The 25,435-nt window shown below is 61.3% G+C and carries 30 protein-coding genes; 11 read left to right on the top strand and 19 right to left on the bottom strand.

Features of this window, described 5'->3' with window-relative positions; all coding sequences use genetic code 11:
• The first annotated feature begins 139 nt into the window (after window positions 1–139).
• From F1C58_RS04115 to istB, 5 genes are all read left to right on the top strand, one after another.
• On the top strand, window positions 140–628 hold the full coding sequence (locus F1C58_RS04115; protein WP_185202824.1) for a helix-turn-helix domain-containing protein: 489 nt from the start codon (window positions 140–142) through the stop codon (window positions 626–628).
• A protein-coding gene (locus F1C58_RS04110) for an IS3 family transposase (RefSeq protein ID WP_185200817.1) occupies window positions 556–1,700 on the top strand; the annotation gives its coding sequence in 2 pieces (ribosomal slippage) (window positions 556–835 and window positions 835–1,700; 1,146 coding nt in all). Before F1C58_RS04115 ends, F1C58_RS04110 begins: the two co-directional genes overlap by 73 nt.
• Before the next feature lie 60 nt (window positions 1,701–1,760).
• Window positions 1,761–2,912 (top strand): IS30 family transposase, encoded by a 1,152-nt coding sequence (locus F1C58_RS17060; RefSeq protein ID WP_370543698.1) that lies wholly within the window; start codon window positions 1,761–1,763, stop codon window positions 2,910–2,912.
• Window positions 2,913–3,043: 131 nt separating this feature from the next.
• Complete coding sequence (gene istA / locus F1C58_RS04100) at window positions 3,044–4,741, top strand: IS21 family transposase (RefSeq protein ID WP_185202820.1); 1,698 nt, start codon at window positions 3,044–3,046, stop codon at window positions 4,739–4,741.
• On the top strand, window positions 4,738–5,574 hold the full coding sequence (gene istB / locus F1C58_RS04095; protein WP_185202818.1) for an IS21-like element helper ATPase IstB: 837 nt from the start codon (window positions 4,738–4,740) through the stop codon (window positions 5,572–5,574). Before istA ends, istB begins: the two co-directional genes overlap by 4 nt.
• Window positions 5,575–5,813: 239 nt before the next feature.
• Here istB and F1C58_RS04090 read toward each other — a convergent pair whose 3' ends face one another.
• The 6 genes from F1C58_RS04090 to F1C58_RS04065 all read right to left on the bottom strand — a co-directional run bounded on the left by F1C58_RS04090 (window position 5,814) and on the right by F1C58_RS04065 (window position 11,993).
• Window positions 5,814–7,211: a hypothetical protein gene (locus tag F1C58_RS04090; protein WP_185202816.1), complete on the bottom strand. Its 1,398-nt coding sequence runs from the start codon at window positions 7,209–7,211 to the stop codon at window positions 5,814–5,816.
• 22 nt (window positions 7,212–7,233) lie between these two features.
• Window positions 7,234–7,980 carry a TIGR03943 family protein gene (locus tag F1C58_RS04085; RefSeq protein WP_185202814.1) on the bottom strand — a complete coding sequence of 249 codons (747 nt, stop codon included), beginning with the start codon at window positions 7,978–7,980 and terminating at the stop codon, window positions 7,234–7,236.
• Entirely contained in the window at window positions 7,970–8,884 is a 915-nt protein-coding gene (locus tag F1C58_RS04080; protein WP_255461352.1) for a permease, read from the bottom strand. The genes F1C58_RS04085 and F1C58_RS04080 overlap by 11 nt, the downstream gene beginning before the upstream one ends.
• Before the next feature lie 549 nt (window positions 8,885–9,433).
• On the bottom strand, window positions 9,434–10,264 hold the full coding sequence (locus F1C58_RS04075) for a metal ABC transporter permease (RefSeq protein WP_185202810.1): 831 nt from the start codon (window positions 10,262–10,264) through the stop codon (window positions 9,434–9,436).
• Complete coding sequence (locus tag F1C58_RS04070) at window positions 10,261–11,073, bottom strand: metal ABC transporter ATP-binding protein (protein WP_185202808.1); 813 nt, start codon at window positions 11,071–11,073, stop codon at window positions 10,261–10,263. The genes F1C58_RS04075 and F1C58_RS04070 overlap by 4 nt, the downstream gene beginning before the upstream one ends.
• Window positions 11,074–11,075: 2 nt before the next feature.
• Window positions 11,076–11,993, bottom strand: coding sequence for a metal ABC transporter solute-binding protein, Zn/Mn family (locus F1C58_RS04065; RefSeq protein WP_185202806.1), 918 nt, complete (start codon window positions 11,991–11,993; stop codon window positions 11,076–11,078).
• Window positions 11,994–12,128: 135 nt separating this feature from the next.
• On the opposite strand from F1C58_RS04065, the gene F1C58_RS17055 reads away from it, so the two are divergent.
• Window positions 12,129–12,527 carry a Fur family transcriptional regulator gene (locus F1C58_RS17055; RefSeq protein WP_370543687.1) on the top strand — a complete coding sequence of 133 codons (399 nt, stop codon included), beginning with the start codon at window positions 12,129–12,131 and terminating at the stop codon, window positions 12,525–12,527.
• 55 nt (window positions 12,528–12,582) lie between these two features.
• On the opposite strand, the gene F1C58_RS04055 is transcribed toward F1C58_RS17055, so the two are convergent.
• The gene (locus F1C58_RS04055) at window positions 12,583–13,767 is read right to left on the bottom strand and encodes a GTP-binding protein (RefSeq protein ID WP_185202801.1); all 1,185 of its coding nucleotides are present in this window, start codon (window positions 13,765–13,767) and stop codon (window positions 12,583–12,585) included.
• A gap of 81 nt (window positions 13,768–13,848) precedes the next feature.
• The gene (locus tag F1C58_RS04050; RefSeq protein WP_185202800.1) at window positions 13,849–14,265 is read right to left on the bottom strand and encodes a Fur family transcriptional regulator; all 417 of its coding nucleotides are present in this window, start codon (window positions 14,263–14,265) and stop codon (window positions 13,849–13,851) included.
• A gap of 80 nt (window positions 14,266–14,345) precedes the next feature.
• Here F1C58_RS04050 and F1C58_RS04045 point away from each other — a divergent pair, with 80 nt between their 5' ends.
• The gene (locus F1C58_RS04045) at window positions 14,346–14,666 is read left to right on the top strand and encodes a helix-turn-helix transcriptional regulator (RefSeq protein ID WP_185202798.1); all 321 of its coding nucleotides are present in this window, start codon (window positions 14,346–14,348) and stop codon (window positions 14,664–14,666) included.
• Window positions 14,663–14,962 (top strand): hypothetical protein, encoded by a 300-nt coding sequence (locus tag F1C58_RS04040; RefSeq protein WP_185202796.1) that lies wholly within the window; start codon window positions 14,663–14,665, stop codon window positions 14,960–14,962. The genes F1C58_RS04045 and F1C58_RS04040 overlap by 4 nt, the downstream gene beginning before the upstream one ends.
• 46 nt (window positions 14,963–15,008) lie before the next feature.
• Here the strand turns inward: F1C58_RS04040 and F1C58_RS04035 are convergent, their stop codons facing one another.
• The gene (locus tag F1C58_RS04035; protein WP_185202795.1) at window positions 15,009–16,064 is read right to left on the bottom strand and encodes a GTP-binding protein; all 1,056 of its coding nucleotides are present in this window, start codon (window positions 16,062–16,064) and stop codon (window positions 15,009–15,011) included.
• A gap of 67 nt (window positions 16,065–16,131) precedes the next feature.
• Here F1C58_RS04035 and ykgO point away from each other — a divergent pair, with 67 nt between their 5' ends.
• A complete protein-coding gene (gene ykgO / locus F1C58_RS04030) occupies window positions 16,132–16,254 on the top strand; it encodes a type B 50S ribosomal protein L36 (RefSeq protein WP_185202793.1) in 123 nt (40 codons plus the stop codon).
• 34 nt (window positions 16,255–16,288) lie between these two features.
• Complete coding sequence (locus tag F1C58_RS04025; RefSeq protein WP_185202791.1) at window positions 16,289–17,296, top strand: GNAT family N-acetyltransferase; 1,008 nt, start codon at window positions 16,289–16,291, stop codon at window positions 17,294–17,296.
• A gap of 34 nt (window positions 17,297–17,330) precedes the next feature.
• Here the strand turns inward: F1C58_RS04025 and F1C58_RS04020 are convergent, their stop codons facing one another.
• The 9 genes from F1C58_RS04020 to F1C58_RS03980 form a co-directional block, all read right to left on the bottom strand.
• Window positions 17,331–18,338, bottom strand: coding sequence for an arsenic resistance protein (locus F1C58_RS04020; RefSeq protein WP_219732028.1), 1,008 nt, complete (start codon window positions 18,336–18,338; stop codon window positions 17,331–17,333).
• Window positions 18,332–19,450: an NAD(P)/FAD-dependent oxidoreductase gene (locus F1C58_RS04015; protein WP_185202789.1), complete on the bottom strand. Its 1,119-nt coding sequence runs from the start codon at window positions 19,448–19,450 to the stop codon at window positions 18,332–18,334. The genes F1C58_RS04020 and F1C58_RS04015 overlap by 7 nt, the downstream gene beginning before the upstream one ends.
• Before the next feature lie 348 nt (window positions 19,451–19,798).
• Window positions 19,799–20,521, bottom strand: a complete 723-nt coding sequence (locus F1C58_RS04010) for an anchored repeat-type ABC transporter permease subunit (RefSeq protein ID WP_370543686.1) — start codon at window positions 20,519–20,521, stop codon at window positions 19,799–19,801.
• A complete protein-coding gene (locus F1C58_RS04005) occupies window positions 20,521–21,201 on the bottom strand; it encodes an anchored repeat-type ABC transporter ATP-binding subunit (protein WP_255461351.1) in 681 nt (226 codons plus the stop codon). Before F1C58_RS04005 ends, F1C58_RS04010 begins: the two co-directional genes overlap by 1 nt.
• A 68-nt stretch (window positions 21,202–21,269) precedes the next feature.
• Window positions 21,270–21,569, bottom strand: a complete 300-nt coding sequence (locus F1C58_RS04000) for a hypothetical protein (protein ID WP_185202785.1) — start codon at window positions 21,567–21,569, stop codon at window positions 21,270–21,272.
• Between the two features lie 21 nt (window positions 21,570–21,590).
• Complete coding sequence (locus F1C58_RS03995; protein WP_185202783.1) at window positions 21,591–22,238, bottom strand: class I SAM-dependent methyltransferase; 648 nt, start codon at window positions 22,236–22,238, stop codon at window positions 21,591–21,593.
• Window positions 22,239–22,276: 38 nt separating this feature from the next.
• Entirely contained in the window at window positions 22,277–22,798 is a 522-nt protein-coding gene (locus F1C58_RS03990; RefSeq protein WP_185202781.1) for an RDD family protein, read from the bottom strand.
• A 142-nt stretch (window positions 22,799–22,940) separates the two neighbouring features.
• Window positions 22,941–23,531 (bottom strand): hypothetical protein, encoded by a 591-nt coding sequence (locus tag F1C58_RS03985; protein ID WP_185202779.1) that lies wholly within the window; start codon window positions 23,529–23,531, stop codon window positions 22,941–22,943.
• 175 nt (window positions 23,532–23,706) lie between these two features.
• Window positions 23,707–23,946, bottom strand: a complete 240-nt coding sequence (locus tag F1C58_RS03980) for a hypothetical protein (RefSeq protein ID WP_185202777.1) — start codon at window positions 23,944–23,946, stop codon at window positions 23,707–23,709.
• Here F1C58_RS03980 and F1C58_RS16920 point away from each other — a divergent pair.
• Window positions 23,945–24,067: a hypothetical protein gene (locus F1C58_RS16920; RefSeq protein WP_255461252.1), complete on the top strand. Its 123-nt coding sequence runs from the start codon at window positions 23,945–23,947 to the stop codon at window positions 24,065–24,067. The genes F1C58_RS03980 and F1C58_RS16920 overlap by 2 nt on opposite strands.
• A gap of 6 nt (window positions 24,068–24,073) precedes the next feature.
• On the opposite strand, the gene F1C58_RS03975 is transcribed toward F1C58_RS16920, so the two are convergent.
• On the bottom strand, window positions 24,074–24,646 hold the full coding sequence (locus F1C58_RS03975) for a hypothetical protein (RefSeq protein ID WP_185202775.1): 573 nt from the start codon (window positions 24,644–24,646) through the stop codon (window positions 24,074–24,076).
• Window positions 24,647–25,435 lie beyond the last annotated feature (789 nt).

Here is a 25,435-nt window from a genome sequence, read left to right as displayed (position 1 = left end):
GATCGTTGGTAGGTCAAACCGCCCCGCTTTGTGGCATCCGGTTTCTGGGGGCGGCGCTGTGCACGTCCTGGGGTCAGCTCACGAAACGGAATAAATAAGGGGGCGGATTCGAGCAGTGATCGCACCACCTACCTTTTGAATGGTGTTGATCGATATGTCTGGACGGTTTACCGAGCGGATGCTCCCCGACGTTGTTAATGAACTTTGGGACTTGCGGCAAGCGGGCCGGACGGGCGAAGAAATAGCGGCACTGCTGGGCTGGAAGAAGAGCGCCGTGTTCGAGCACCTCGAGGAACATGGAGGGATTCGGCCGCGTTGGGGACGGAACCTGATCGGCCGTTCGCTGACGTTTGAAGAACGACAGGAGATCATGCTCTGGAACGCACAACACCTCAGCGTTCGAGAGATCGGTCGCCGGCTGGGCCGCTCGCATTCCACGATCTCGCGAGAGCTTCGCCGGAATGTGATGCCACGAAACAGGTACCGGGCGGGACTGCCCCCGGTTTGGTTGACTCTTGACCTGTGGAGATTCGTCTCCGCTGGAAGGATGTCACCATGCCCAAGCCCTACCCGCCCGAGTTCCGCCGCGATGTTGTCGCGGTCGCTCGCAAGCACGAAGCCCCGCTGAACCAGATCGCGAAGGACTTCGGAATTTCGGAGTCGTGTCTGGCGTACTGGCTGAAGAAAGCCGACGTCGAAGAGGGGGTGAAGCCTGGCGTGACGGAGAAGGAGTCGGCTGAGCTGCGGGAGGCGCGGAAACGGATCCGGCTGCTGGAGCAGGAAGCCGAGGTAATGCGCCGCGCCGTCGCCTACCTCTCCCGGGATGTCAACCCAAAATGATGTACCCGCTGGTCCGCGAACTGGCCGTCGACGGAGTCCCCGTCACGGTGACCTGCCGGGTATTGCGCTTCTCCAAACAAGCCTTCTATCAGTGGCTCCGAAACCCCGTCTCGCAACGTGATTGGGACGACGCTCACCTGACCAACGCGGCGTGGGACGCCCACCGGGACGACCCCGCGTTCGGCTACCGGTTCATCAGCGACGAACTCAACCAGGCTGGCCTGAAGGCGGGCGAGAACCGGGTTTGGCGGCTCTGCTCCCAGCAGCGGCTCTGGTCCGTGTTCGCGAAGAAACGCGGCCTGAGGGGCAAAGCCGGCCCGCCCGTGCATGACGACCATGTCCAGCGGAACTTCACCGCGACACGCCCTAACCAGCTGTGGTTGACGGACATCACCGAGCATCGCACCGACGAAGGCAAAATCTACCTCTGCGCGATCAAGGACGTGTGGTCGAACAAGATCGTCGGCTACTCCATCGACTCCCGAATGAAAGCATCCCTGGCGGTCGCTGCGGCCCGCAACGCAATCGGGCAACGCGACATCGCCGGCACGATTCTGCACTCCGACCGCGGCTCTCAATTCCGCTCCAACGCCTTCGTGCGGGTGTTGAAGAACAACGCCATCACCGGGTCGATGGGCCGCGTCGGCGCATGCGGCGACAACGCCGCGATGGAGTCCTTCTTCGCCCTCCTGCAAAAGAACGTCCTCGACCGGCAACGATGGGCCACGAGGGAAGAGCTACGCCTCGCGATCGTGGTCTGGATCGAGCGAACCTACCATCGCAAGCGTCGGCAACGCCGCCTCGGCAAACTCACCCCGATCGAGTTTGAGACAATAAACATGGCCCTCAACGCCGCGTGAAACCACTAACCCACCGAGTCAACTGAACTCGGGGCAGTCCCGGCGACTACTGCTCACCGAATCGCGTTCGATGCTGCCCGGAGGCCACGCCCTGGCAAACTCAGCTCGCCAGGGCTGCTGCGTGATCAAGTGATCGCGGGGTTGAAGGGCAAACTATCGCCTGAGCAGATCTCTGGGCGGCTGCGCGTTGACTATCCCGACGAGCTCTCGATGCGCGTCTCGCACGAGACCATCTACCGGGCGCTGTATTCGAGCTCGCGGACCGCTCTGACTCGCAGTGCCGTGAGCGCGGTCAGGACGGGCAGAACAACCCGGAAAAGACGACGGAAGACAACCGGACGAGTCGGCCGGATCCAGAACATGACCCTGATCGCTGAACGGCCGGTATTCGTGGAAGATCGGACCATCCCCGGGGCATGGGAAGGGGATTTGATCATCGGTAAAGCGAATAAATCAGCAATCGGAACCCTGGTCGAGCGAAGCAGCGGAAAAGTGATGCTGCTGCGAATCCCCGACGCGAAGCACCGCGCTGACCATGTCCGCGACGGCCTGATTGGGCTCTTCCGTGACCTGCCCGAGCAGCTGCGTGGTTCGCTGACTTGGGACCAGGGCGTCGAGATGCACCAACACGCTGGGGTGACCGAAGCGATCGGGTTACCGATCTATTTCTGTGACCCACATTCGCCGTGGCAGCGTGGCAGCAACGAGAACATAAATGGGCTACTGGACTGGTCCCCGAAAGTTGGACACCTAATTCAGGGTCCCTCTTTCAGGAGTAGTCAGATGTATTTGAAAAGCACGTTGAGCCACCCCGACGCCGTGTCGGCTGTGGAGATGTTCGAGCAGGGTTTCACCGCGAAGTCGGTGGCCCTGGCTCTTGACCTTGCCGGGGCTCCAGTCCAAATGTTGTACCAGCGATGGCAACTACGAGGATCAGGGGCTTTGGTGACCAGGGAACGCAAGCAGTACGACTTCGACACCAAGCTGCAGATCGTGCTGCGCCACACAAAAGGGGAATCGGGGCGTGCTCTTGCAGAGGAGTTCGGTCTCCCGTCTCCGAGCACGGTGGCGAATTGGACGAGCAAATACCGGCGCGAAGGGCCCGACGGTCTGAGTCCAAAGCGACGCGGTAGGCCACCCACCACACGGAAAGACGCACCACCTGAGACTGAGACCGAGGCGCTGCGTCGGGAGAATGAGCGATGTCTGTGACAGCCTGAAGTGGCCCCGGGGTGACGGTTAGATCTGGCCCCACCTTGTGACTCGCCGGGGTGGTTGTGACGGTTTGATTTGGCCCCACCTGATCGTGGTCTCGTCTGAATGATTTTGGCGAGGAGGCCAGGATGAGGTTGTTAAAGGTGGATGTGTTCGCGGAGATCCGCAGGGATGCCCGAATTGAGGGGCTGTCGGTGCGGGAGCTGGCGCGCCGACATAATGTGCACCGGCGGACGGTGCGGGCTGCGTTGGAATCGGCCCAGCCGCCGGCACGGAAAGCTCATGTGAGATCCTCGCCTCGTCTTGAGCCGTTCGTCGCAGCGATCGACGCCATGTTGACGGCGGATCTGGATGCTCCGCGGAAGCAACGTCATACCGCGACCCGGATCCTGGCCCGGCTGGCAGAGGAGCACGGGGCAACAGCCCTGTCGTATTCGACGGTTCGGGATTATGTGCGGGTGCGTCGGGTGGAGATTGAGGTCGAGGCCGGCCGCCGTGTGAACGCGTTCGTCCCGCAAGGGCACGCGCCGGGAGCAGAGGCCGAGGTCGACTTCGGTGAGGTGTGGGTGATCCTGGCTGGGGTGAAGACGAAGTGCCACCTGTTCGTCTTCCGCCTCTCCCACTCGGGTAAGGCCATCCACCGGGTGTATTCGACGCAGGGGCAGGAGGCGTTCTTGGAGGGCCATATTGACGCGTTCGAGACGATCGGTGGGATCCCGACCAGGCATATCCGTTACGACAACCTGACGTCCGCCGTCACGAAGGTGCTCTTCGGTCGCAGCCGGGTAGAGAACCCCCGCTGGGTGCTGTTCCGCTCGCACTATGGGTTCGACTCGTTCTATTGCGAGCCGGGTATCAAGGGTGCGCATGAGAAGGGTGGCGTCGAGGGTGAGGTTGGCAGGTTTCGCCGCAACCACCTCTCACCGATGCCCGTGACCGATTCTCTGGCCGAACTGAACGACCGCATTCGCGCTTGGGATCAAGCCGACGACCGCCGGCGCATCGCAACCAGGATCCGCACCGTAGGTGCAGACTTCACCACCGAGCAACCCCTGCTGGCACCGTTACCTCTGGAGCGGTTCGATCCGGGCCTGTCGTTGACACCACGGGTAGACCGGTCCAGCCTCATCACCGTGCGGATGGCGAAATACTCCGTGCCCGCACGCCTGATCGGCCGACAGGTGCGAGTATCTCTGCGGGCGTCGGAGCTGGTGGTCTTCGACGGTCGTACGATTGTCGCCCGGCATGCCCGGGTGGTCGCCCGCGGCGGGGAGTCGGTTGATCTGGACCACTACCTCGATGTGCTGAAGCTGAAGCCGGGAGCATTGCCTGGCTCGACCGCTCTCGCACACGCGCGGGCCACGGGATCGTTCACGGCGGCGCATGAAGCATTCTGGGCTGCCGCCCGCAAAACCGACGGAGATGCCGTCGCCACCCGGGAGCTGATCGATGTCCTGTTGTTGCACCGCTCCATGGACGCCGCTGATGTTATTGCGGGTCTCCAGGCCGCGGTGACGGTCGGTGCGGTGACCGCGGATGTCGTCGCGGTCGAAGCCCGCCTGCACGCCTCACAACACCCCGAAACACCCGACAAGCCATCTTCCAGTCGTGATCGGGTCCGATTCCTATCTGTGGAGCAGCAACGAGCAGAACCTCGGGTGGTGAGTCTCACCCAACGGCGTCTGGCGGATCCGGCGGCGGTGATCGCGGGTCTACCACCGGACCGACGACCAATCCCATCGATGGCTGGATACGACGAACTACTCCATCTACCCGGCTTGGCACGAGGCGAAGAATTACCAGCGAGGGAAGAGACCGGATCATGAGCCCCACAACCACGTCGATCACGACGACGCTGCGCCGCCGTCGCGGGATGACCGAGCAAGCCGCGAATGCTGCCGTCGATCAGGCCTGTCGGCGCCTGCGGCTGCCGACAATTCGGGCGGTGGTGGAGGAAGCTATCGGTGCCGCGCAGAAGGAGCAACTGACCTACCAGGGTTTCCTCGCTGAGCTATTGCTGGCCGAGTGCGACGACCGTGACCGCCGTTCCTCGGTCCGCCGAGTCAAGGCAGCCGGCTTCCCGAGGGACAAATGGTTGGGCGACTTCGATTTCGACGCGAACCCGAACATCAACCCCGCCACCGTCCACACCCTCGCCTCCGGTGACTGGGTCCGCAAAGGCCAACCACTGTGCCTAATCGGGGACTCCGGCACCGGTAAAACCCACCTACTCATCGGGTTGGGTACAGCCGCGGCCGAGGCTGGCTACCGAGTCAAATACACCCTCGCAACCCGCCTGGTCAATGAACTCGTCGAGGCCGCCGACGAGAAAGTGTTAGCCCGCACCATCGCCCGCTACGGCCGCGTCGATCTCCTCATGATCGACGAGCTGGGATACATGGAACTAGACCGGCGCGGTGCCGAACTGCTCTTCCAAGTGCTGACCGAGAGGGAAGAGAAAAACAGCGTCGCGATCGCCTCGAACGAGTCGTTCAGCGGCTGGACGAAGACATTCACCGACCCCCGGCTGTGTGCAGCGATCGTTGACCGGCTCACCTTCGGCGGCAACATCATCGAAACAGGCACCGACTCCTACCGCCTCGCGCACACCAAAACAACCAGGCAACACGACCAACCGCTGAGACGAAATAGCCCGTAAGGGGAACGGTCAGCGCGACTGATCTGTGGCGAATCCACCGAGTGGCCGAGTATTCCAACGCTGTCCCACTTGAGACCCCTTTCTAGCTGAGGGGTTGATTTCCAAGCGGTCAACGATTTTTGATGGCGACAGACCATGCCCGCGGTATTCCAGCGCCCGCGAGCTCTCGGTAAGCCGCTTCTAGTGACGAGGTTCCGTCGTCCTGGGCTTATGGTTCACCGCTGCGAGAGTTAGCAATGTTAGCGCCAACTTTCGTCGAATCCTGCGACTCCGCTGACGAGGCTTCCGGTAGCGATGTCGATGAATATGGTCGTGATCGAGGTTGACTGTGCACCGTTCAGGTATCCGTCGGAGATGCTGGTGCCGTAGTCGGGGATGACGTTGACGGCGAGGTACTGTCCGTTGGGCGACACGCTGAAGCCTTCGATGCTCGCGTTTCTGCCGGTCGGTTGATACAGGACTCGGGTGTGGTCTCCCTGCTCCAGAACGATGGAACTCGTGTATCGCCCCCGGTCACTCGGGTCGAGGGTCGTTACCTGCCGCACTCGCGTGGTACCGGGGCCGACCAGGGCCGTTGTGCCGCCGAAGGTTCTGGCTCCGGCGATGGGCGGGGAGGGGAGACGGGTTTCCTTGCCCGTGTCGAGGGAGTAGGCGAGAGAGCCGAACGCATCGCTGACGACGATCGATTTACCGTCCGGGGCGCTTCGACCCAGGCCCTGATATTGGCCGAGGGGGATATCTGCACCCGGAGTGAGCGGGTTGATTCGAAGGACGGTCTGGTCCATGCTCTGGGCGACGATATCGGCGCTTCCCGCGATGAACGACCAGCCGGTGACGGCGAGCGGCTTCTTGGCGAGGTCGAGGGCGGGGACAGCAGTATGGGCGCCGGTGAGGTTGATCGTCATGAGGATGCCGGGATATTGGGCATCGGTTGCCGGTCCGCTGCTGGTGAAGACAAATCCGAGAACACCGCCTTCTGGAGCGACCTGCAGCTGATCGATGGTGCCACTGCCGGGCAGCAGAAAGTGTTCGACGATGCTGCTGTCCCTGTCGCTGACGAGCGATAAGGAGGTTGTTCCGTCGTCACCGAGGGTCGTGAACGCGACCGCCCCGGGGAGCGCGACGAACTGGTCGATGTGTGGCGCGGAATACACCACCGTGCGTTTTTCGGTGCGAAGCCCAGTTTTTATGATCCTGTCTACCTGTCGGCCGGTGCTGGCGGGGTCGGCCCGGTCGAGGTAGTAGATCTGGGCCGGTGCGGTTACGAACGAGTAGCGAAATTCAGTCGTGCCGGGCTGGACTGCGTTTCCCACCGCACGGGCCCGAACGGTGTATTTCGTGCCGTAGAGCAATCGATGGGTGAATTGCACGGCGATGACTTTGCCCGAGCTGTTCACGGTGAAGGGAGTCGCTGGCGTGACAGTGACCTGTCTTTTTCTGACGGTACTGATGTTCTGGTTGGCGAACAGCCGGAGTTGCTGACCCGACTGGAGCACCACCCGCTCCAGATCGACACTCCCGCTTGCAAGTTTCGGGCCATGGAAATAGTTCAGCCCGGCGAATACCCCAACGAGAACGATAAGGAGCGTCACCGTCACGCCGATCGCACGGCGGAAGGGGCGACTGCTGCTTGTCATTTCGCCACGTTCGGAGCGGAAATCAGTAGAGGTATGGCTCACTTGGCTGCTTCACCTTGACCGTGTCCGTCGGTACCAGCGCAATCGGCTGTTTGCTGTTGCTGCTCGGATTCGTCTCGAACGAGCCGGTCGCGCGCACCCATCCATCCGCGGTAAAGCTGTTCTGCCAATTGGGCATGAACACGGGCACACCGATCGGTTGCGCGTCGACAGCGCAGCAGGTGATCACAAAGCGAGTTAGGTAGAAGACATTCTGCGGGTCGTCTGTGTCTTTCGTGATGAAGCCGACGATGTGGGCCGGTTTATCCCGATAAAAGCTGGCATCGGTTGTCTGGCGTAGCAGGGAGGCCCAATCCTGCACGGTGAACTTCGCGAACGCTCCCTGGGAGGCGGAGGAGACGGCGGCGACGGACTTGGTACCCGCTCCCACCCCGGTGCTGTTGATCACCCGCTGATCGGCAGTCGCCGTCGTGAGCGTTGCCGGCGGGACGACGATCAGACCGACCGCGAGCACGAGAGTCAGCACCGTCGCGGCAGCGGACAGCGCCTTACCGACGCGTGTCGGTTCCGGGTCGTGGTCATGGTCGGACTTGTGCGCCGCACTGGCGATCGCGAGGATCAGCCCGAGGGCTGCCATGATCACGGTGAACACGATATACCGCGGGTGGATATACAGGATGAGCTGATTCGTCACCGCCAGCCAGATCGTCGAAACGAGAGCCGCGGCAATGAGGGTGATGCCCTGCCAGCGTCGGAAACTACGCCACATAGTTGACCACCAATCCGATCAGCGCACTCAACAGACCGACAATCACCGTGAGTTGCACAAGAACCTTCGCCCTGAATGTCGTGCGCATCAGAGTCAGCATCTTGATGTCGATGATCGGGCCGAAGATCAGGAACACCGCGATCGACCCCGGCAGAAAGGTGCTGGCGAAGGGAAGAATGAAAAAGGCATCGACATTGGAGCAGACCGAGATGACGAACGCGAGCACCATCATCGCGAGGATCGACCAGACCGGATTGCTCCCGAGATTCAGCAACACCGAGCGCGGAATCGCTACCTGAACAAAGCCGGCCACCAACGATCCGATGAAGAGGGCAGGCATGATCACGCCACTCTCGCGGGTAAAGAGCTCCACGCTCTTCTGCCACCGGGTCTGGTCGTGTTCGTGGGAATCAGGCAACCGGCACTCGGCGGCAAAGCGATCAGTCAACAGACTGTCCTGATCCGGATGCTTCGAAAACAGCCAACCGATGACGTTCGCGATCAGGAAACCCCCCACCAGACGCGCGAAGAACACCCAACTGTCGAATCCAAAGGCCTGGCCGGTGGTCAGGATGGTGATCGGATTGACGATCGGCGCCGCGAGAAGAAACGTCATCGACTCGGAAACCGTGAAGCCCTTCACGATCAGTCCACGGGCAAGGGGCACATTGCCGCACTCGCAGACCGGAAGGAAGATCCCGAGAAACGAGATCATCGCCCGCCGCAGCACCGCATTCCGCGGAAGCACGCGCATGATCCACCGGTCGGGAACCCACACCTGAACGACTATCGACAACACGATACCGAGGACGACGAATGGCAGAGACTCGACAATGACGCTGATACTCAGCGTGAGGAGATCCTGCAGATGATTCGGCAACGACCACGGACCGAGGGTCGGCACCAGAGCGCGAACGACGAAAAGTCCAACGATCCCAGCGACTCCGACGACCACCCCGCCGAGAGCAACCGAACCGGGTCGGGAGGTGACCTTTCTGCGCTCTGCCACCCGGGTACCCACCTGCGAGATCATACGTGGGCAACCCTCCCAAATCCTCGCTCCAGTGCGGCTGTACGAAAAATTCCGACCGAGCGCTTACCCACTCGTCTTTGTGTCCGACGAAGAACCGAACAGGATTCAAGGACCGCGCGCTCCAGGGAAGTACCAGCATTTTGCATGACAGCTGAGAGGATTTGTGCCCACAACCTTTAGTGATAACAAATCGCATTAGCTCGACTAATTTATCGAATTACAAAGTAGTGTCACGATGAATAGATCCCGCTCTTCCCTACCAATTGCTGGTGCAGCGATCGCCAAAGCCAGAGCTTGGCCCTCTAACGTGAACAGCAGTTCCGCTCGGTCCGAGGCTTACTATGCCCCGCTGTAGTGACCCAGCCGTTTTCGTGGAACCAAAAGAGCGGTCACAACGCCCAAGCCTTTGGCCGCCGCAAGTTACTTGGTGGCAGCCGGTGAGCGACGCGAGGGCACAATTTGGACGAGTCTGGCGATTAGGTAGATCAGGAAGCTGATTCCGGAGATGAACACGCTGGCTTTGATGGTGCTGAATTGGAGGCTGGCGAGGAGGCCGCCGTCCGCGGCGATGAGGGCGAAGAGGATTGAGAGCACGGTCACTATTCGTGGGTTGGCAGAGAACCTCCGTGCCGCTGCCGCAGGGGTTATCGCAAGGCTGAGTACGAGGAGGGTACCGACGATTTGAGATGCCTCGGTGACCGTTACTGCGAGCACGAACACAAAGATCAGTCCGACGAAACGGGTGTTGACACCACGAGCGACGGCGACCTCGGGGTCGAGGGAAGAGAAGAGCAAGGGCCGGTAGATGAATCCGATGACGATGAGAATTGCTGTTGCGATGGCGCCGAGGATGATGATGTCTTGGGTGCTGACGCCGAAGATTTGTCCAAACAGGATGTTGGTCGCTTCGGTGGCGAAGCCCTTATAAAAGGACAGGAGGAGTACGCCGAGCCCGAGGCCGGCGGCCAATATGACGCCGATGGCGGAGTTTCGCTCTCGTGGACGGTCGCCGAGTAGCCCGAATGCGGTGGCGACGAACAGGGAGCCGACGAGGGCGCCGGTCACGGCATCTCCGGCGATGAGCAGGCCTGCAGCGGCTCCGGTGAAGCTGAGTTCAGCGCTGCCGTGGACGGCGAAGGCCATGTCTCTTGAGGCGACGAAGGGTCCGATGAGTCCGGAAATGATGGCGATCAGGGTTGCGGCGATGAGAGCGTGCTGCGCGAACGGGAGTTGCAGGTATTCGATGATCACTGGTGATGCTCGTCGGGTGGTAGGCCTATTGAGGAACCGGGGCCGGTGGTGCCGACGACGAGAAGTTGGTCTCTGACGCGGGTGACTTCCACGTGTGTTTGATACAGATCGCTCAACCGTTGGCTGGTCATTACTTCGTCCGGTGTGCCGATGGCCCACCGTCCGTTGACGACGTAGAGGATGCGATCGACGACAGTCAGTATTGGATTGATTTCGTGGGTCACAAATACGACGGTGGAACCTGTCTCGTGGCGTTGTTGATCGATAAGGCCAACGATCGATTTTTGGTTCGCGAGGTCGAGGGAAAGCAATGGTTCGTCGCAAAGGAGGACAGCCGGGCGGCCTAGGAGGGCCTGGGCTATTCGTAGCCGTTGCTGTTCACCGCCGGACAGAAGCCCGATGGGGGTGTGCGCATACTGTGCGGCACCGACTTGGTTGAGGACGTCACGAATGAGTTTCTTCTTCTGTTTGTTGGGCCACGCGAACCCGTATTTATGGCCGTCGAGACCGAGTGCGACGAGGTCAATGCCTCGGGCGCCGAGATCGCTGTCGAATCCGCGCTGTTGCGGGACGTATCCGACATGGTCGCTCCCGCGGCGGGGCGGCGCTCCGCTAATGGTGACTGTTCCCTCGGAGAGAGGCTGCAGTCCGAGGAGGACTTTGATGAGGGAGGTCTTACCGGAGCCGTTGGGGCCAAGAATCGCGATGAACTCACCGCCGCCAACAGACAGGGTTAGATCCGACCAGAGTTGGCGGTCACCGAACCGGAGTCCTGCGGAGTCCAGCTCGATGACCGCCTGGTCTGCCATATTTAGTTGCCGAGTGCCTTCAGGAGCTCGGTTGCCTGGCGCAGTTGCCATGCTTGGAAGTCCTTATCGGTGGTTGGAATCGTTTCGGTGACCCCGACGACGGGAACCCCAGCATCCGTTGCCGTCTTTTTGATGTCGTCGGTGGCTTGGTCGGTGACTTGCCCATTGTAAAGAAGCACCTTCACGTCTTTGTTTTTGATCGACTCGAGGAACGACGCCGTGTCGGCCGCGCTCGGGTCATTGCCCTGCTCAACAGCGGTGGTGAATGACGCCGGCATCCCCAAGGTCAACCCTGCGGCAGTCAGCAGATACCCCGGTACCCGCTCGGTATAGGCGACGGGCGCGCCGGGATACTTCGACTTGATCTTGGCGATGACATCTGTGATCGGCTTCAAACTCTCGTCGAATTTTTGGGCGTTGGCCTGAAACTCAGCCTTGTGGGCGGGATCACGTTTGGACAGCTCGGCAGCGATCGCGGCCGAAACCTCTGGCAACCGAGGAATGTCATACCACAGGTGCGGGTTCGGCGAAGCGCCCTTGATCTTTAAAATCTTTGCCACCGAGGTGACAACCCGGTCGGATTTGGGTGACGCCTTCAAAAGTTTCGCCATGAAATCGTCGTAGCCGAGACCGTTTTCGAGCACGAACTGTGCGTTGGCTAGTGCAGCGGCATCAGAGGCGCTGGCCTCATACTCATGCGGGTCCGCGTTGGGATCGCTGACGATGGATGTGACTTTCACGTGAGATCCGCCGACTTGGCTGACAATGTCGCCCCAAAAATTTTCACCCGCGACCACTCCGATAACCCCGGATGACGATGCTGCGGGCGAGCTTTTTGACGGAGTGCTGCAGCCGACGAGGGTGAGTGCCAGAGCGGCGGCAGCTACCGCGACGGTAAGTGAGCGGGTGGGGGTGCGCATAGAGCTCCAAACGAAAGGGGAAGAATTCTTATGAGCTAATGAATATCATTATTGACAATGCGAGTCAATTTGGCTCGTTCGCGCTCTCAAAACCAGGGGCGTCTGGGATTCGGCCCGCGGGGCTGAGGGGCGCATATGGCAGATTCGGTGAACGGTGATTCCGCTCGGCGACTCCGACCCAGTCGACACGAAGGTCGAGTGATGGAAGCGCTTCGTGCTCGTCAACCGGCGACAGTACAGACTATTTATTCTCTTCTCCGCTCACAGGGCGACTTTCCGGGGTTGGCGACCGTCTACCGGATCCTGCATGACTTGGAGGCGCGCGGGATCGTGCGCGGGTTTTCATTCTCGGCAGGGACGAGCTACTTGCTGGAAACTTCCGACACCAGAAGCACCTGCGCGGTGTGTATTGAGTGCGGCAACGTGCGCGCCCTGCCGCGAATTGATCAACGCACTCTCCGAGGCGATTTTCTCGACGAGACGCGCGAGGTCGAAATCCGGGGTAGGTGTCGGGACTGCGCCGCGTCCGAATGACTTGAGCAAAGCCTCCGCCCCAGCGCCTTCAATGTGATCGGACGGTTGCTCGATCTCAGCGGTTCATGTTCCGGGGATCCCAGTGCGGTATCGGGTCGGGGTAGTGCACCCACGCGGCTGGCCCTGCGGTGAACTCGTCCTCGGTAAGCGCACATGAATCCAGCCGAGATCTGATGAGGCCTGGGTTCAGATCGAAGCCGATGAAGGCTATTTCTTGCCCGAGGCTTTGGCCTGCCGGGGAGCGCGCTGGCGCGAGCGGGGCGAAGGTGATCATTGCGCCAGCCTGTTCCCACTTACCCACCATTGCGGGCCGGCTTGCGATCCGGCACAGTCCCACGGACCGCACGATATGTCCGACTTCCTCCCGGTCGAACTGGGTGAGAAGAGTTTGCGCGACGCGCCCCGGATGCAGCGGCCGCAGCTGCTCGTAGCGGAATGACGAGACTCGCGGATCTCGGACGTGTGGTTCGTGCTGATCGCGGAGAATCCGAATCCAGCCAGCGGTTCCTCCAACGGTCGCGCGCTGGTTCCAATCCAGGTTCACCTGCCGCGCCCAACCGCTGCCTACGAGTTTCAGCCGAGCGCTCGGGTTGAGGTGAGACAACAGGGACAGCAACTCGGTGAGCTGCGCGCGTGGAAAGTGGCGCCAGTTGACAATCGGGAGGACGGTGGCGTTCTCAATCTGGGTGACGGTCACCTGCGCCCATGGGACGGGGAAAGGCTGGCCGTCCTCCCCTTCCACATAGTCTCGACGATCCAGATCAAACATGAGGTGGCTGGCATCTACCACCGTCACTATTGGCCCGAACGTGACCGGTGGGTCGGTAGCGGCACGGGCGCCAGTGAACCGGGCGATCAGGTCGGTGCTGCTGGTGGCGGAAGGACATTCGATGACTACTCGGTTTGAGGTTCTGAAATCCCTGACCAGCGTCTGCAGCCGGGCAGCAACCTCACCGGCGGGCACGTCCTCGCCGATTACGGCACCGGACCCACCGCTGGAAAGCATGCGGGCAATCGTGTGGCGTTCGGGTGCACACATCCCGAGCACTAACGCCACCTCAGTCGAGGAGTCAATCAAACCGACAGCAGTCCCGGCGCACGCGCTGAGGGTGACGGCACCAAGACCGTTCGTGTGATCTCGTGGGACTTGGTGGTGGGCAACGCCATCGCGGCGGGACGCTCGAGCAGTTTGCAGCTGAGCCGTGCGGCACAATTCGATCATGAGAAGTCTTTCCAGCATGGCGGCGTGTATGGCTGTCAGCAGCTACAACCCTATGCTAAAAAATAATGATTCTCATTAGGGATGGGGATCTTGGAACGTTTATACCATCGTGCTCGTTGTGGACCGAGCTTTGCACTCGAGGCACACGCCGAACATGTCGAGGACGTGTCGGACTTCGGTGAACCCGTGCTTGGCTGCTGTGCTGGCCACCCACGCCTCGATGGGGGCGTCAACCTCTATGGTGCGTCCGCACTCCACGCAATACAGATGGTGATGGTGTCCGTCAGTGCCACAGAAACGGAAAAGCTGACCCCCTGTTCCGGCTTGAAGGGTGTCCGCTTCGCCCGCGTCGACCAGTTCGTTCAGGTTGCGATAGACAGTGGCTAGCCCAATGGATCCGCCTTGCTCACGCATCCGCGCGTACAGGTCTTGGGCGCTGATGAAGTCGGTGGACCCCGACAGAGCGGTGCGAGTTGCAGCTTTCTGATGGGTACGACGCTTGTTCACTGCGTCCATGAGTGGATCCTCTCCCTGGGAGTCATTATCAGTAGTATAAACACATTGCAATATCTTTATGTATGTGTTTGGCTGGATCAATGATCGACGATGGTGGGCTTGGAGCGGCAGCAGCTTTGTTCAAAGTTCTCGGCTCTGCCTCCCGGCTGCAGCTTTTACAGTTGCTGTCGGCGGAACCGCGAACTGTCGGGGCGCTCGTGTCCGCGACCGGAATGTCCCAACCGTTGGTGTCCCAACACCTGCGCACATTGCGCCATGCCGGTATCGCCACTGTCGCGCGTGCGGGGCGTGATGCCGTCTACCAACTCGCTGATCATCACATCGCCCACGTTATCGACGATGCCGTGGCGCACGTTCTCGAGGAAACTCCCTCAACAACACTGCAAGGAGCAGCATCATGAGTACAACTACCGATATCCACGCCGAGCACACCGTCACCGAACACGAGCACCGCACTGACTGCGGGCACGAGGCCGTGGAACACGAGGGCCATACGGACTATGTGCACGGAACCCACCACCACGCCCAGCATGGTGACCACTATGACGAGCACGAGAGTGTTGCCGAGCACTCCCCCGCCGACCACGCGCACGGCGCGGACTGCGGCCACGAGCAAGTCACCCACGACGACCACATCGACTACCTCCACGATGGCCACAAGCACGCCGTCCACGCGGAACACTACGACGAGCACTAACTCATGCGAGTGGGGTGATCGTCGAGCGTCTCGACGATCACCCCACTCAGTGCTCGTGCTCGGTAACCCACTCCGGGAACGGGTCTGAATATGTTGCCCATTCCATTGGACCCGAGACGAGTTCGTCGTCGCCCAGAAGGGCTGCGCGAAGAGCGCGGGCGATGAGTTCCGGACGAAGCGCCCGTCCAGTGAACACGATTTCCTGGCCGACCGGCGACTGTGCATCCCAGCTTTCCATCCCGGTCGGTTCAATCGTCACGACAGTGCCAGCGCTCGACCATGATCCGACCCGGTCGGCACGGGTCGCCAGTTGCATCAACCCGCGCGAACGGATGATCAGCCCCACGTCCTCGGGCTCGAGGCAGGCCTCAAGCACCGCCGCGAGGCGTTCCGGATGAAACGGGCGAGGATCCCGAAAGACTACTGAGGTGATCGCGGATCCCCGTTCCGGCGTCGTGCCGCGGCCGGCAAGTTCTCGCATCCACCCCTGGCTGCGTCCCACATCTCTCGCCACATCTGAGCCTCGCAGGCCGGCAAACGAGAGGACCTGCGAGAGCTTTCCGGCGGCAGACAGGAAACCTACCGCAGCCTTCGGGTTCAACCGGGCAATGAGCGCCTTGATATCGCTCCGTCGCTGCATCGCCGCGGCCTCTACGCCGACAAGTGCGACAGTGGTAGCGAACTCGAGTTGCGTGGCCAGTCGCTCCGCGGTCTCAAAATCATCTGCGTCTGACGGAGTGTCGCGAAAAAGGTGCCGGCCGATGTCCTCGACACGAGCGACGGTAAACAGCTGGTTGATCACCACCCTTCGACACGCAGGTCCCCGGTCGCGGAGTAGCGCTTCCAGCATGAGAGCAACATGCGGCGTATCGGCACGGTGGTTCAGTTCGACGACGACCCTGCCACGTTGACCTCGGTCGGCCAACTCTCCCAAGCGGTCGGCAAGATGAAGCGCTACGGCCTCCGAACTTTCTGGCCAACCGTCTCCGCCCAGCTCGAGATCAGGCACACGGTTGATTCCGGTGAGCACAGTGGCCAATGTGGTCTTCCCCGCCCCAGCAAGCCCGCTGATGAGGATCACCGACAGGAATGAGTCGATCATGTGATCCTTTCCTCTGTCAGAACGACTACTCTAGTTGATAACTACTATCAATAAGATTGGTCGGATCGTGAAAGTTCGCAACTCCCTCAGAGCTTTGAAGAAAATGCCCGGCGCCCAGATCGTGCGTCGACGCGGCAGAACTTTCGTGATCAACAAACTGAACCCACGATTCAAAGCCCGCCAGGGATGACCCTCCTTCGGCCACGAAGCCGAGTGGAATATCCATGACCGTGCTGAGGATCGCTGACGCGGCCGCTGCGGCCATAGGGTTCACTTCCGATTCCATCGCGGGGCAGGAGGCATCCCCACTCCTGTCCGCATCGACGCTCGATCCGGACCTCGCGGCACAAAGTGCCCTGGCACGATATCTCGACGAGACACCCCATTCCTCTGGCTGGGTTGCCCTCGACGACTCCGGTTCGGCTGTTGCCGTGCTCGCGGCACAGCTTGAACTCGCCGACGAGAACCATCCCGGCTATACCTATATGCCCCCGGCCTATGCCTACGTTCCGCTGTCGTGTTGGGGTGTGTCCTCTGCGTACGACGGAGAAAAATTTCTGCCGCAGCTGGTTGAACAGGTCGCGAAAGACGCTCGCGAACTGGGCATCCATCGACTGCTCGTTCAGACCCGGCCCCACGATTGGGTTGCCGGCGGCCTGTGGCGGCAGTTGGGGTTGATGCCCGACACCATCCTCGCCGGCCGCCGCTCCACTCCGCCGCTCGCTGTCAGCGACGACATCGATATTCGCACGGTGACGGGAGACGATGAGGACGCCCTGGTGAGTCTTGCGTTCGAGGAGCACGATTACCATGCGCTCAACACGGGAACCGGCACGCGCGCTAACCAGGTTGTGGGGCCGACTCGGCGGGCGGTGCGGGAATGGATTGACGATCAGGCGGCCGGCACCGACAACGCGTTCGTCGCGGTGAACGCGGCGGGTCAGGTGGTGGGCAGTATCGCGCTGCACACGGTCACGCTGCCCTCAGAATCCCCGGGCCGGAACTACTACCCGGCCCTGTACGGCTACATCGGCCTGACGAGCGTCACCGCAGAAGCCCGAGGCCACGGTGTCGGCCGGGCACTCACCGCGCGGGCACTCACAACCTTCGCCGCACGCGGTATCGAACACGTGCTGTTGCACTACGTCGACGACAACAGTCTCTCTCGCCCATTCTGGAACAGAATGGGTTTCTCTCCGCTGGTCGTAACCCTCGGCGGCGACATTCTCTGACACGGGCATCGACCTCAGTGTGGCTTCGCACTTGTCAGCTCGCGACGGCAACCATTCCCTCGGTTGTCAGTGCCGGAGCTCTCCGCCGCAGCAGATGGGTGATTACGGTCAGGTGGGGAAACTCGATGAGCATTCTGAGGATGATCGCGGCGTACACCACCGGCTGGTTTGGCAGGGCGACGGTTGTGACGGCGAGCATGAGTGGGGCGTTGCGTGCGGAGGTCGTCATGGTGAGGAGCACATGCTCGGGGTACCGTAACCGGAACACGCGACCGACAGTTTGACCGAGCACGTAGGTGGCGACAAAGAAGAGAAATACCACCAACAACACCCACGCGAATCCGGCCAGATTGTGCAGGATCGTCTCCACGTTCGCAGCGAACAAGCACAGGATGACGGCGGAGATGACGAACGGAATAGCGCGGTCCACCGTCCCGAGGATGCGGTGTCTCGACACGCGAGGAGGCGCACCGAGTAAGAATACCCGCGCGACAATGGCGGCTCCCGCGGGCACAGCGAACCAGGTGAGAAGGGCGGGAGCGACAGCGCCGATCGTGGAGCTGACCTGGTGCCCGGTAAACACAGCGAGCCAGACCGGGTAGAGGGCCAGTTGCAGGGTCATCTGGAGGGGGATGAGCGCCGCGCCGATAGAAGTTTCGCCCGCGGCCATGCGGGTGAACCCAAGAAACCAGTCGGTGCACGGGAAGAGGCAGTAGATCAACACCCCGATTCTCAGTGCCTCCCCCGGGAGCAGCAGGGTCAACGTGAACGCGATCACGGGAATGAGCAGGAAGTTCATGGAGAGCGCGAGAAGTACTGTACGCGGTGCTCTGCGGAGCGCTGGCAGGCCGTCGAGTCGAACGGTGAAGAACAGCGAACCGACAAGCAGGAGAATAAGCGGATCGACGACACCGCCCAGGACCTCCCGTGAACCGGGGACGATCGAGCCGGCAAGGCTGCCAGCGAGGATGGCACCGAGGAACAGCAGCGTCGTTAGTGAGGCGCTTCCCCCAAAGAGACGCGTCTTTTTCGCGCTCAGCACGCGCACTCCACGCCGCAGCAGGACAGGTCTTCGGTGAGCATCCCCGCCTCCCGCCAGGCCTCAAGTTGAGTTGTGTCCTTGCCTGCGCGGTCGCCGATGACTCGGGCAATGTGGGCGAAACGTTGGCGGAATTTGTAGACGAAGCAAAATTTGACACCCCCGTGCCGGATGGCAGGCCCGGACAGAAACAGGCCAGGGGTAGTGGTGGACTGGTCGTCGGTGTCGAGCAACGGCCATCCGTCCGGCCGGGCGGTAAAGAGGTGATCGACCGGGCCGAGCCCAGGCCCGAAGCCGACCGCCGCGATCGGTCGGGATCTGCTGGTGAGGGCGCTGCCATCACTGAGGCGAATCACCGCTCCGTTCCCCAGTGCCTGAATGCCGACGGCTCGGGCCGCCATGAGTGTTAGCCGCCCGGTCTCCAGGGCTGCGTTCAGCCGGATTCGAGATCGCGGAGCAAGCCGGAACGACGGATCGGATCCGGACCCTGCACCCCACGGATGTTCGGCGTCCACCACCGTTACGATGACGCCAGTGGATACGTGATGACAGGCGATATCGATCCCGGATTCGTAACCACCGATCACAACAAGCTCACCGGTGCGCCGCTCCCAACTGGCTTTCGTGCTGGAGTGGTCGCTGAAACCGCTACCCGCGAGGCGCGGAGCGAGCGGATGATGGAACTCGCCGCCGGCCCACACCAGCGATCGGGACACGACAGGACCGCGATCCGAGAAGACTTCGAATCCCGCTTCATGCGTCGTGACTGCCGTCACTTCCGCATCATCCATAACCGGGACCTGAAAGTGAGACACCACACTTCGCAGATACCTGGCGTACTGCTCCCCGGTGAGATAGTCGGTGCCCAGGCTGAACGCCGGAGACGTCGCCGGGTGCACCGAGTTCAGGTCGGTCGCACCGAAGCCATTCCCGGTGAAAGACGGGGTCAGGAAACGCTGATTCTCGGGCCAGTCCAGAAATGTCTGTCCGACCTGTCCCCGCTCGAGCACGCCGAAGGTGAGACCTTTCACTGCCGCCAGAGCCAGCGCGGTGCCGATACCAGCTGGCCCCGCGCCGATGACGAGCGCATCAAGAACTTGTGTAGAGGAAGTCATTTCGTACTTTCCAGACGCGGCCGCGTCAGTGAGAACTGTTCTCAATAGAGTACGGCATTTCATCTGCGAGCGTGCCGGGTTCCCGACGTGCATGAGGGAAACCGATGGCTACAACTCGGTGGCCCGCTGCCCTATAGCCGCGGGTGGCCAGCGTTGATTTCGAGTGCCGACGACTCGCTTAGAGTTCACTTCTCATTAACGAAGAACGCTGGGTGCGGACTCGTCCGAAGGCACGCGCAGCCAGCCCATGCCGTGGTGCCGCGATCCAGGTGATCAGGAATACAGCTGTTGCGACGAGCACGATTGTTCCTCCAACGGGAAGGTCGATGCTTCAGGAGAGGTAGAGACCTACCAGCGCCGAAGTGGCACCGACGGTGGGGCGAGCGGCATCATGATGGCGAGACGGTCGGTAAGTAACTGCGCGGTCGCGGCCGGAGTGATGAGAAGCGCGAATACGAGGATGTTCCCGATCGTCTGCACCGAGATGACGACAGCCAGCGTCACCATGACGTAGAGGATGATGTCGAGCCAGAACACGGGAAGCCCGAGTGAGCGCACCGTCTCACGGTCGACCGCAATGGCAACGAATTCTTTGTGCAACAGCAAAGCGATGAGCAGCAATACTGTTCCGCTGACGCCGACCACGACAAGGTCGCTGTCGGGGATTCCGGTGGTCGACCCGAACAGGAACTGTTGCAGTGAGCCGGCGTAGCCCGGCGCACGGCTGATAATCACGATGCCAGGGGCGAACGCTGCAGCGAAGAAGATTCCGATGATACTGTCCTCTTTCAACCGTCGATTCTGAGAAAAGACAGCAACAAGAAGGGCAGTGATGACTCCGGCGACTGTTCCTTCGACGATGAGGCTGCCCCCAAACACGAAGGCAACGGCGAGACCGAGAAAAACAGCGTGCGCAACGGCATCACCGATGAACGCCATCCCGCGCAGCACCACGTGGCAGCCGATCACCCCGCAGACGATGCTCGACATGAGGGCGATGACCAGAGCCTTAGGCAGAAACCGAAGGTCGGGGTTGAGTAAATCCGCGATGAAATCAAGAGGGGTCAGCATCAGCGCACCCCGACCGAAGTCAGCAAAGGACTTGAATCTCGGACGCCGAACGTCCTCTTCCAGGCGTCCGCGGACGAGAGCTCGGCCGGCGTGGCGTCGGCGATGATTGTCTGGTTCACCAGCAGCAGACGATCACAGGTAGCAACAGCCGAGCCGAGATCGTGCGTCGTCATCAGGAGTGCCTCGCCTTCACGGGCGAGGTCGACAAACAGATCGGTCAATAATTCTTGGGTGGGAACGTCGAGACCGGTGAACGGTTCGTCGAGGAGCAGTACCGTCGGTTCGAGAGCGAGGGCTCGCGCCACGAGCACGCGCTGGCGCTGGCCTCCCGAAAGTTCCTCCACTGGGCGAGTGTGTAAATCCGTTATCCCCACCCGATCGATGGCGTCGCGGACTGCGCGCCAATCTGCGAGGCCAGGCTGCCGTGTCCAGCCGATTCGCTTGACCCGCCCCGTGAGCACAGCTCGTTCGACGGAGATCGGGAAGTCCCAAGCGAACTCGTGTCGCTGCGGTACGTATCCCACTGAACTGCGGCCGCGCTTGGCAGGTGTCCCGAGCACAGAAATTGCGCCCGCCCGCCTGCGCACGAGAGCGAGGAGTGAACGCAATAGTGTCGTTTTTCCCGCTCCGTTGGGGCCGATGAGTCCGACGAGTTCCCCCGCATCAATCGAAAACGACACGTCATGAAGCACAGAACGCCCCCCGAGGTCGACGGCCAGGTTCTGGACCGAAAGTGTGGGCGGTTCGATCACGACTTCACCCGTTCCGTGTCTGCGCCCACTTTCTCGGCGAGTGCACGTTTCCGCGCCTTCGACGATCGGACTAGCAGGATCACGAGCACGATGATCACGAGCAGCGCGATACCGCCGACACCGCCAGCAATCACGGGGACGATCGAGCCATCAAGCGAGGAGACGCTCTCCGGCGAGCCTTTAGCCGTCGGGGTTGCGGCGGATCGGGCAGAGCTCTTCTGGTCGTAAACCGTTGTGAAAGCGGTGGCCGGATCGCCGGACTGCCCGACGGCTGCACAGCGTTTTCGTGTTCGCAAGCGGAACGGTGACTGCGTCAGCTACTGGCGTCGCGCGAGGACAAAACCTTGAGCGTGTCGCTCCGACGTGCGCGGCGCACGATCCAGCTTCGCGATGAGGTCGAAACCACCGTTGGTGAGAGTCGCGATGACGTCGTCGGTTCGGTGCAGGAATGCCCGCAGCTTGACGTCGTGTCCGTACGGCCTGTTCAAGTGGCGTTCGCCGGCACCGACTTGGTAGCCAAGCAGGACTAGCCCCTCAGATCGGAGAATTCGAGCGAACTCAGCAACGATCTCGGCGAGCTGATCCGGCTCGGTGTGGATGATCGAATACCAAGCAAGGATGCCGTCGAACTCACCGTCCGGAAATTGAGTGTCCGAAAGATCTGCATGTCGGAATTTGGCGGTCGGGTGCGCAGACTGCGCGAGCGCGATCATCTCCGCCGACAGATCAATGCCGACTACATCAAATGAGAGAGATTGCGACTGGAGGTAGGTCACCATCCGGCCAGCCCCGCATCCAGCGTCCAAGACCGTCGAAGCAGGACGCGTGGCAACCTCGCTTACGAACTCATTGACCATCGCCAGGTCAAGCGGCGCCTCGAAGCCTGTGTCGGGAATTATCGTCGCGTAGTCAGAAGCCACCGCATCGTATGCCGATCGAGTTTGCTCGCGCAGTTCTTCGTTCACGGAGACGACCATATCGAACACGCCCGCACGCGGAACCACTACCGGACTATCAGGGTGGCGGTGGTGCCGGAAATTCGGTCATAAGGTGTTCGACCGGTGCCGAAGAATAGCGATGCAATGTAAACGAGCGGCAGTACGTAGGCGAACACCGTGATCACCCAGATCGATGGAGGTATGGAATCCGCCGCACTCGCCGCGACGATACTGTAAACGGCCGCATGCCCAACCGTCCAAGGCACGGCTACCTTCATCGTGTTGCGGGCGAGCGCCCGTCGAAATGAGACACGCTGTCCCGTGCGTGAATTCACGACGAGGAGGTGGCGAACGCGTTTACCGATCGACGCTTCGCGCGCGGACGATTCAAACCCGGCGAGCATGAAGGTCACCGGAACCACAAGAATGACCGTCGCGAGGATGTTCTGAGCGACGGCCGTTAGCCCACCGGTAATCCCAGCCAAATAGAGTGGAATGCCGACGGCAGCAACAACGGCTACCCAGACGAGTATGCAGAGCCAGTCGATCACCCAGGCGAGCAGGCGGTTCCATGGGTGCCGGTTCATGCTCTCGACCCTATCGGCGAGTTCAGCTTGGGCGAGTCCGCAAGCCGGACGACCACCGGACGGTATTTCTCGCCCTCGCGAGAACGTGCTTGAGGCCACTTTTCACCCGGATCGGCCGCTCGTAAGCGGAACCTTTAGCGAACTAGCGGATGACTGCGGGAAGAAGCTTGCCCACTTCTGTGCCCTCTGTTCCAGACCAGGCCAGCACGGCGGCGGCCAACGTCAGGGAAGCGCCGGCGAGGAGCTGAGGGCTTCCCTGCCTGGTGATCAGGGACCCCAGAGACTGGAATGCGCGACCTTTGCGGGCGAGCGCGAGCACGTTGACCGCAGCACGCTGCCCGAACCAATGCCCAGCGGGCAGGCGGGTATCTCGAGCCAGCGTCACCGGCGCTTGCGAATCCTGGCCGGTAAGCCAGCTGTCGAGGAGGCCCAACGCGAGCCCGATACAGCTAGATACTTCCGGGGCGGAATCGTCCGGTGACTCTGGCTGCGCTTTGTCGAGGAGAATTCCTGCGCGCTTGGTGTCATCGTCTGCGATAGCGGCCACGACCAGCATCAGCAGCGCGATCGCCTGGTCACGCCGGGCGCCAACCGGGGTGAACAATTCCATGTTGCGCCGTTCGACCGCCCTCTGAAGCGCCTGGTTCAAAGCATCGATATCGGTGAGGTCATTGATGTCGACGCCGTCTTCTGCCAGCAGTGGAGCAAGGTCCCGCATCAGCTCGTCTGCCATTCCAGGCTTCATTTGGACCTGGGGCGGTCCGGGCGATGGCTCAGGACTCTTTCGACGCATGTCTGGCATGCCGACCATCTTCCCAGACCAAGCCCTCTGCTGGCAGTGACTCCAGTCCCGCCGCCTGCAGCACTGAAACAAATACCGTAAGGGGGAGGCAAGGCAGGCCTACGGATTAGCGTTTGCGACCGAAGAGTCCAAGAAAACTCGGGAAGTTGCCTTTGGCGGTCTGGCGGATGACGCGCGCCGTGGGCGAATACAAGCCGAGCTTCGCCTTTGCGCGCTGCTTCACCCGAGTTGGTTTCGTCCACGCTTGGACCTGCGAGATACCCAATCCGCGCTTCACGCGCCGTTTCGCCGCGGTGTAGACCGTCGAGGAACGGATGGACGGGGCACGATAGCGGAAAAGCTTCATGACCGTCAGCATCCTCGCCACGACCGACAACGGCGACCCCGCTTTCGGGCTGAAACAGGGGACCCTCGCCCGTAAGACGAACGATGAGCGCGACGCCAGGAGACCGGTTCGAGGACGATGAGCTCGCTCAGACGTTGGCCAGCGTTTCGGCATAAAGATCTCGGTTGTGTCTTGTCTCCCGCGAGACCAGCAGGTGTCGAGGGCTGAGCTGCCGGGCGTAGTGCCCCCGGTAGGGCAGCTGGATGATCGTGTCAATGCCGTGGTGCCAGGCTTGGATGAGGGCGGGCAGCGCCAGCCACTCTGGAGTCTCAGCCAACGGTGTGCGGTAGTTGTCGACCAATGATGTACGCCACATATTCGCTGCGTCACTGTCCATGCCGGTGCACCAGATCGCTGAGGGTCGCGCGGAGTAAAACGCTTGAAGCTCCTCATCCGTGGACTCGGCGATACGGCGCAATTCGTTTTCGTCTGGAATTCGCCCTTCCTTGGGGTCGTCCTGAAATTGGGTCCAGGCACGCTTCCAATCACTCAGCCAGAGCCGCTCCAACTCGTCGGCTGCAGGCCGGCGTGGCCGGGCGGAGGTTCCCGGATCCGGTTCCCGATCAAGGTTCGGAACACCAGCCGGTTCAAGGCCCCACGCGCTGCGCACGAACAACAACTCGCTGAGGAACGTCGGGGAATCTTCAATAGTGATTGTCATATCGTGTGGCCAGGGATTGCCGGGCAACGGATGACTGGATCTCATGGTTCATCATTCACACACTCGCGCCTTTTCGGCAACAGGTGCCGGGAATGTGCCCCGGAAAGGCTTCCCAGCGACGCCTTTCACGAACCATCACCGGACGTCCCTTGAGGTGCTCGCGGAAGTGCGATCGGGGCTGGATCTTGACCGGGAGAGCGTTCCGGAAGCCGAACCCGATGTGGTGCGTCTTGTGGGAGTAGTCGGTTAGCGCCACCCGAAATATCCGGTGGCGTGTTGGCCCGGGAACGAAAAAGCCCTCGCCAGCTACCCGAAAGCTAGTGAGGGCCTATCGATTCGAGTTGCTTACCCTAGACGCCTTCGAATCGGTATAGCTCCAAACTACGCTCACCGTCACGCAGGGCTAGTCCCCGAACAGGGGTGTAGTTCCGGGAACCAGTGGTGTCCACTTATCGTCGAGCTCGGAATGATCCGGGTGCCACAAGCGGACCGGCGTGCGGCATCTAGTCGATGATGGGTGAGGCCCCCGAATTGGGGTAGAGACGCGTCCCCAACTTGGTCCTCCAAAAGGAGGACACCCGATAACCTTCTAACTACGCCGATGACCTACCCAACCATCCGGCGGGATACCCGAAATGACGACCCGCAGCTTCCCCCGAGCAAAGGGACCGCGTCACATGTGTCCACCTGGGGACGGCCAAGTGCCCGCTCAGGGTGATCCAGCGCCACGCCCGTAACGGGCGCTGGATCACCACCCTCACTCCCCCTCAGCAATCAGTGCGATGCGTG

Source organism: Glaciihabitans sp. INWT7 (genome assembly GCF_014217685.1).
Classification (GTDB): domain Bacteria; phylum Actinomycetota; class Actinomycetes; order Actinomycetales; family Microbacteriaceae; genus Lacisediminihabitans.
This window is presented reverse-complemented; position numbering and strand designations above follow the sequence as displayed.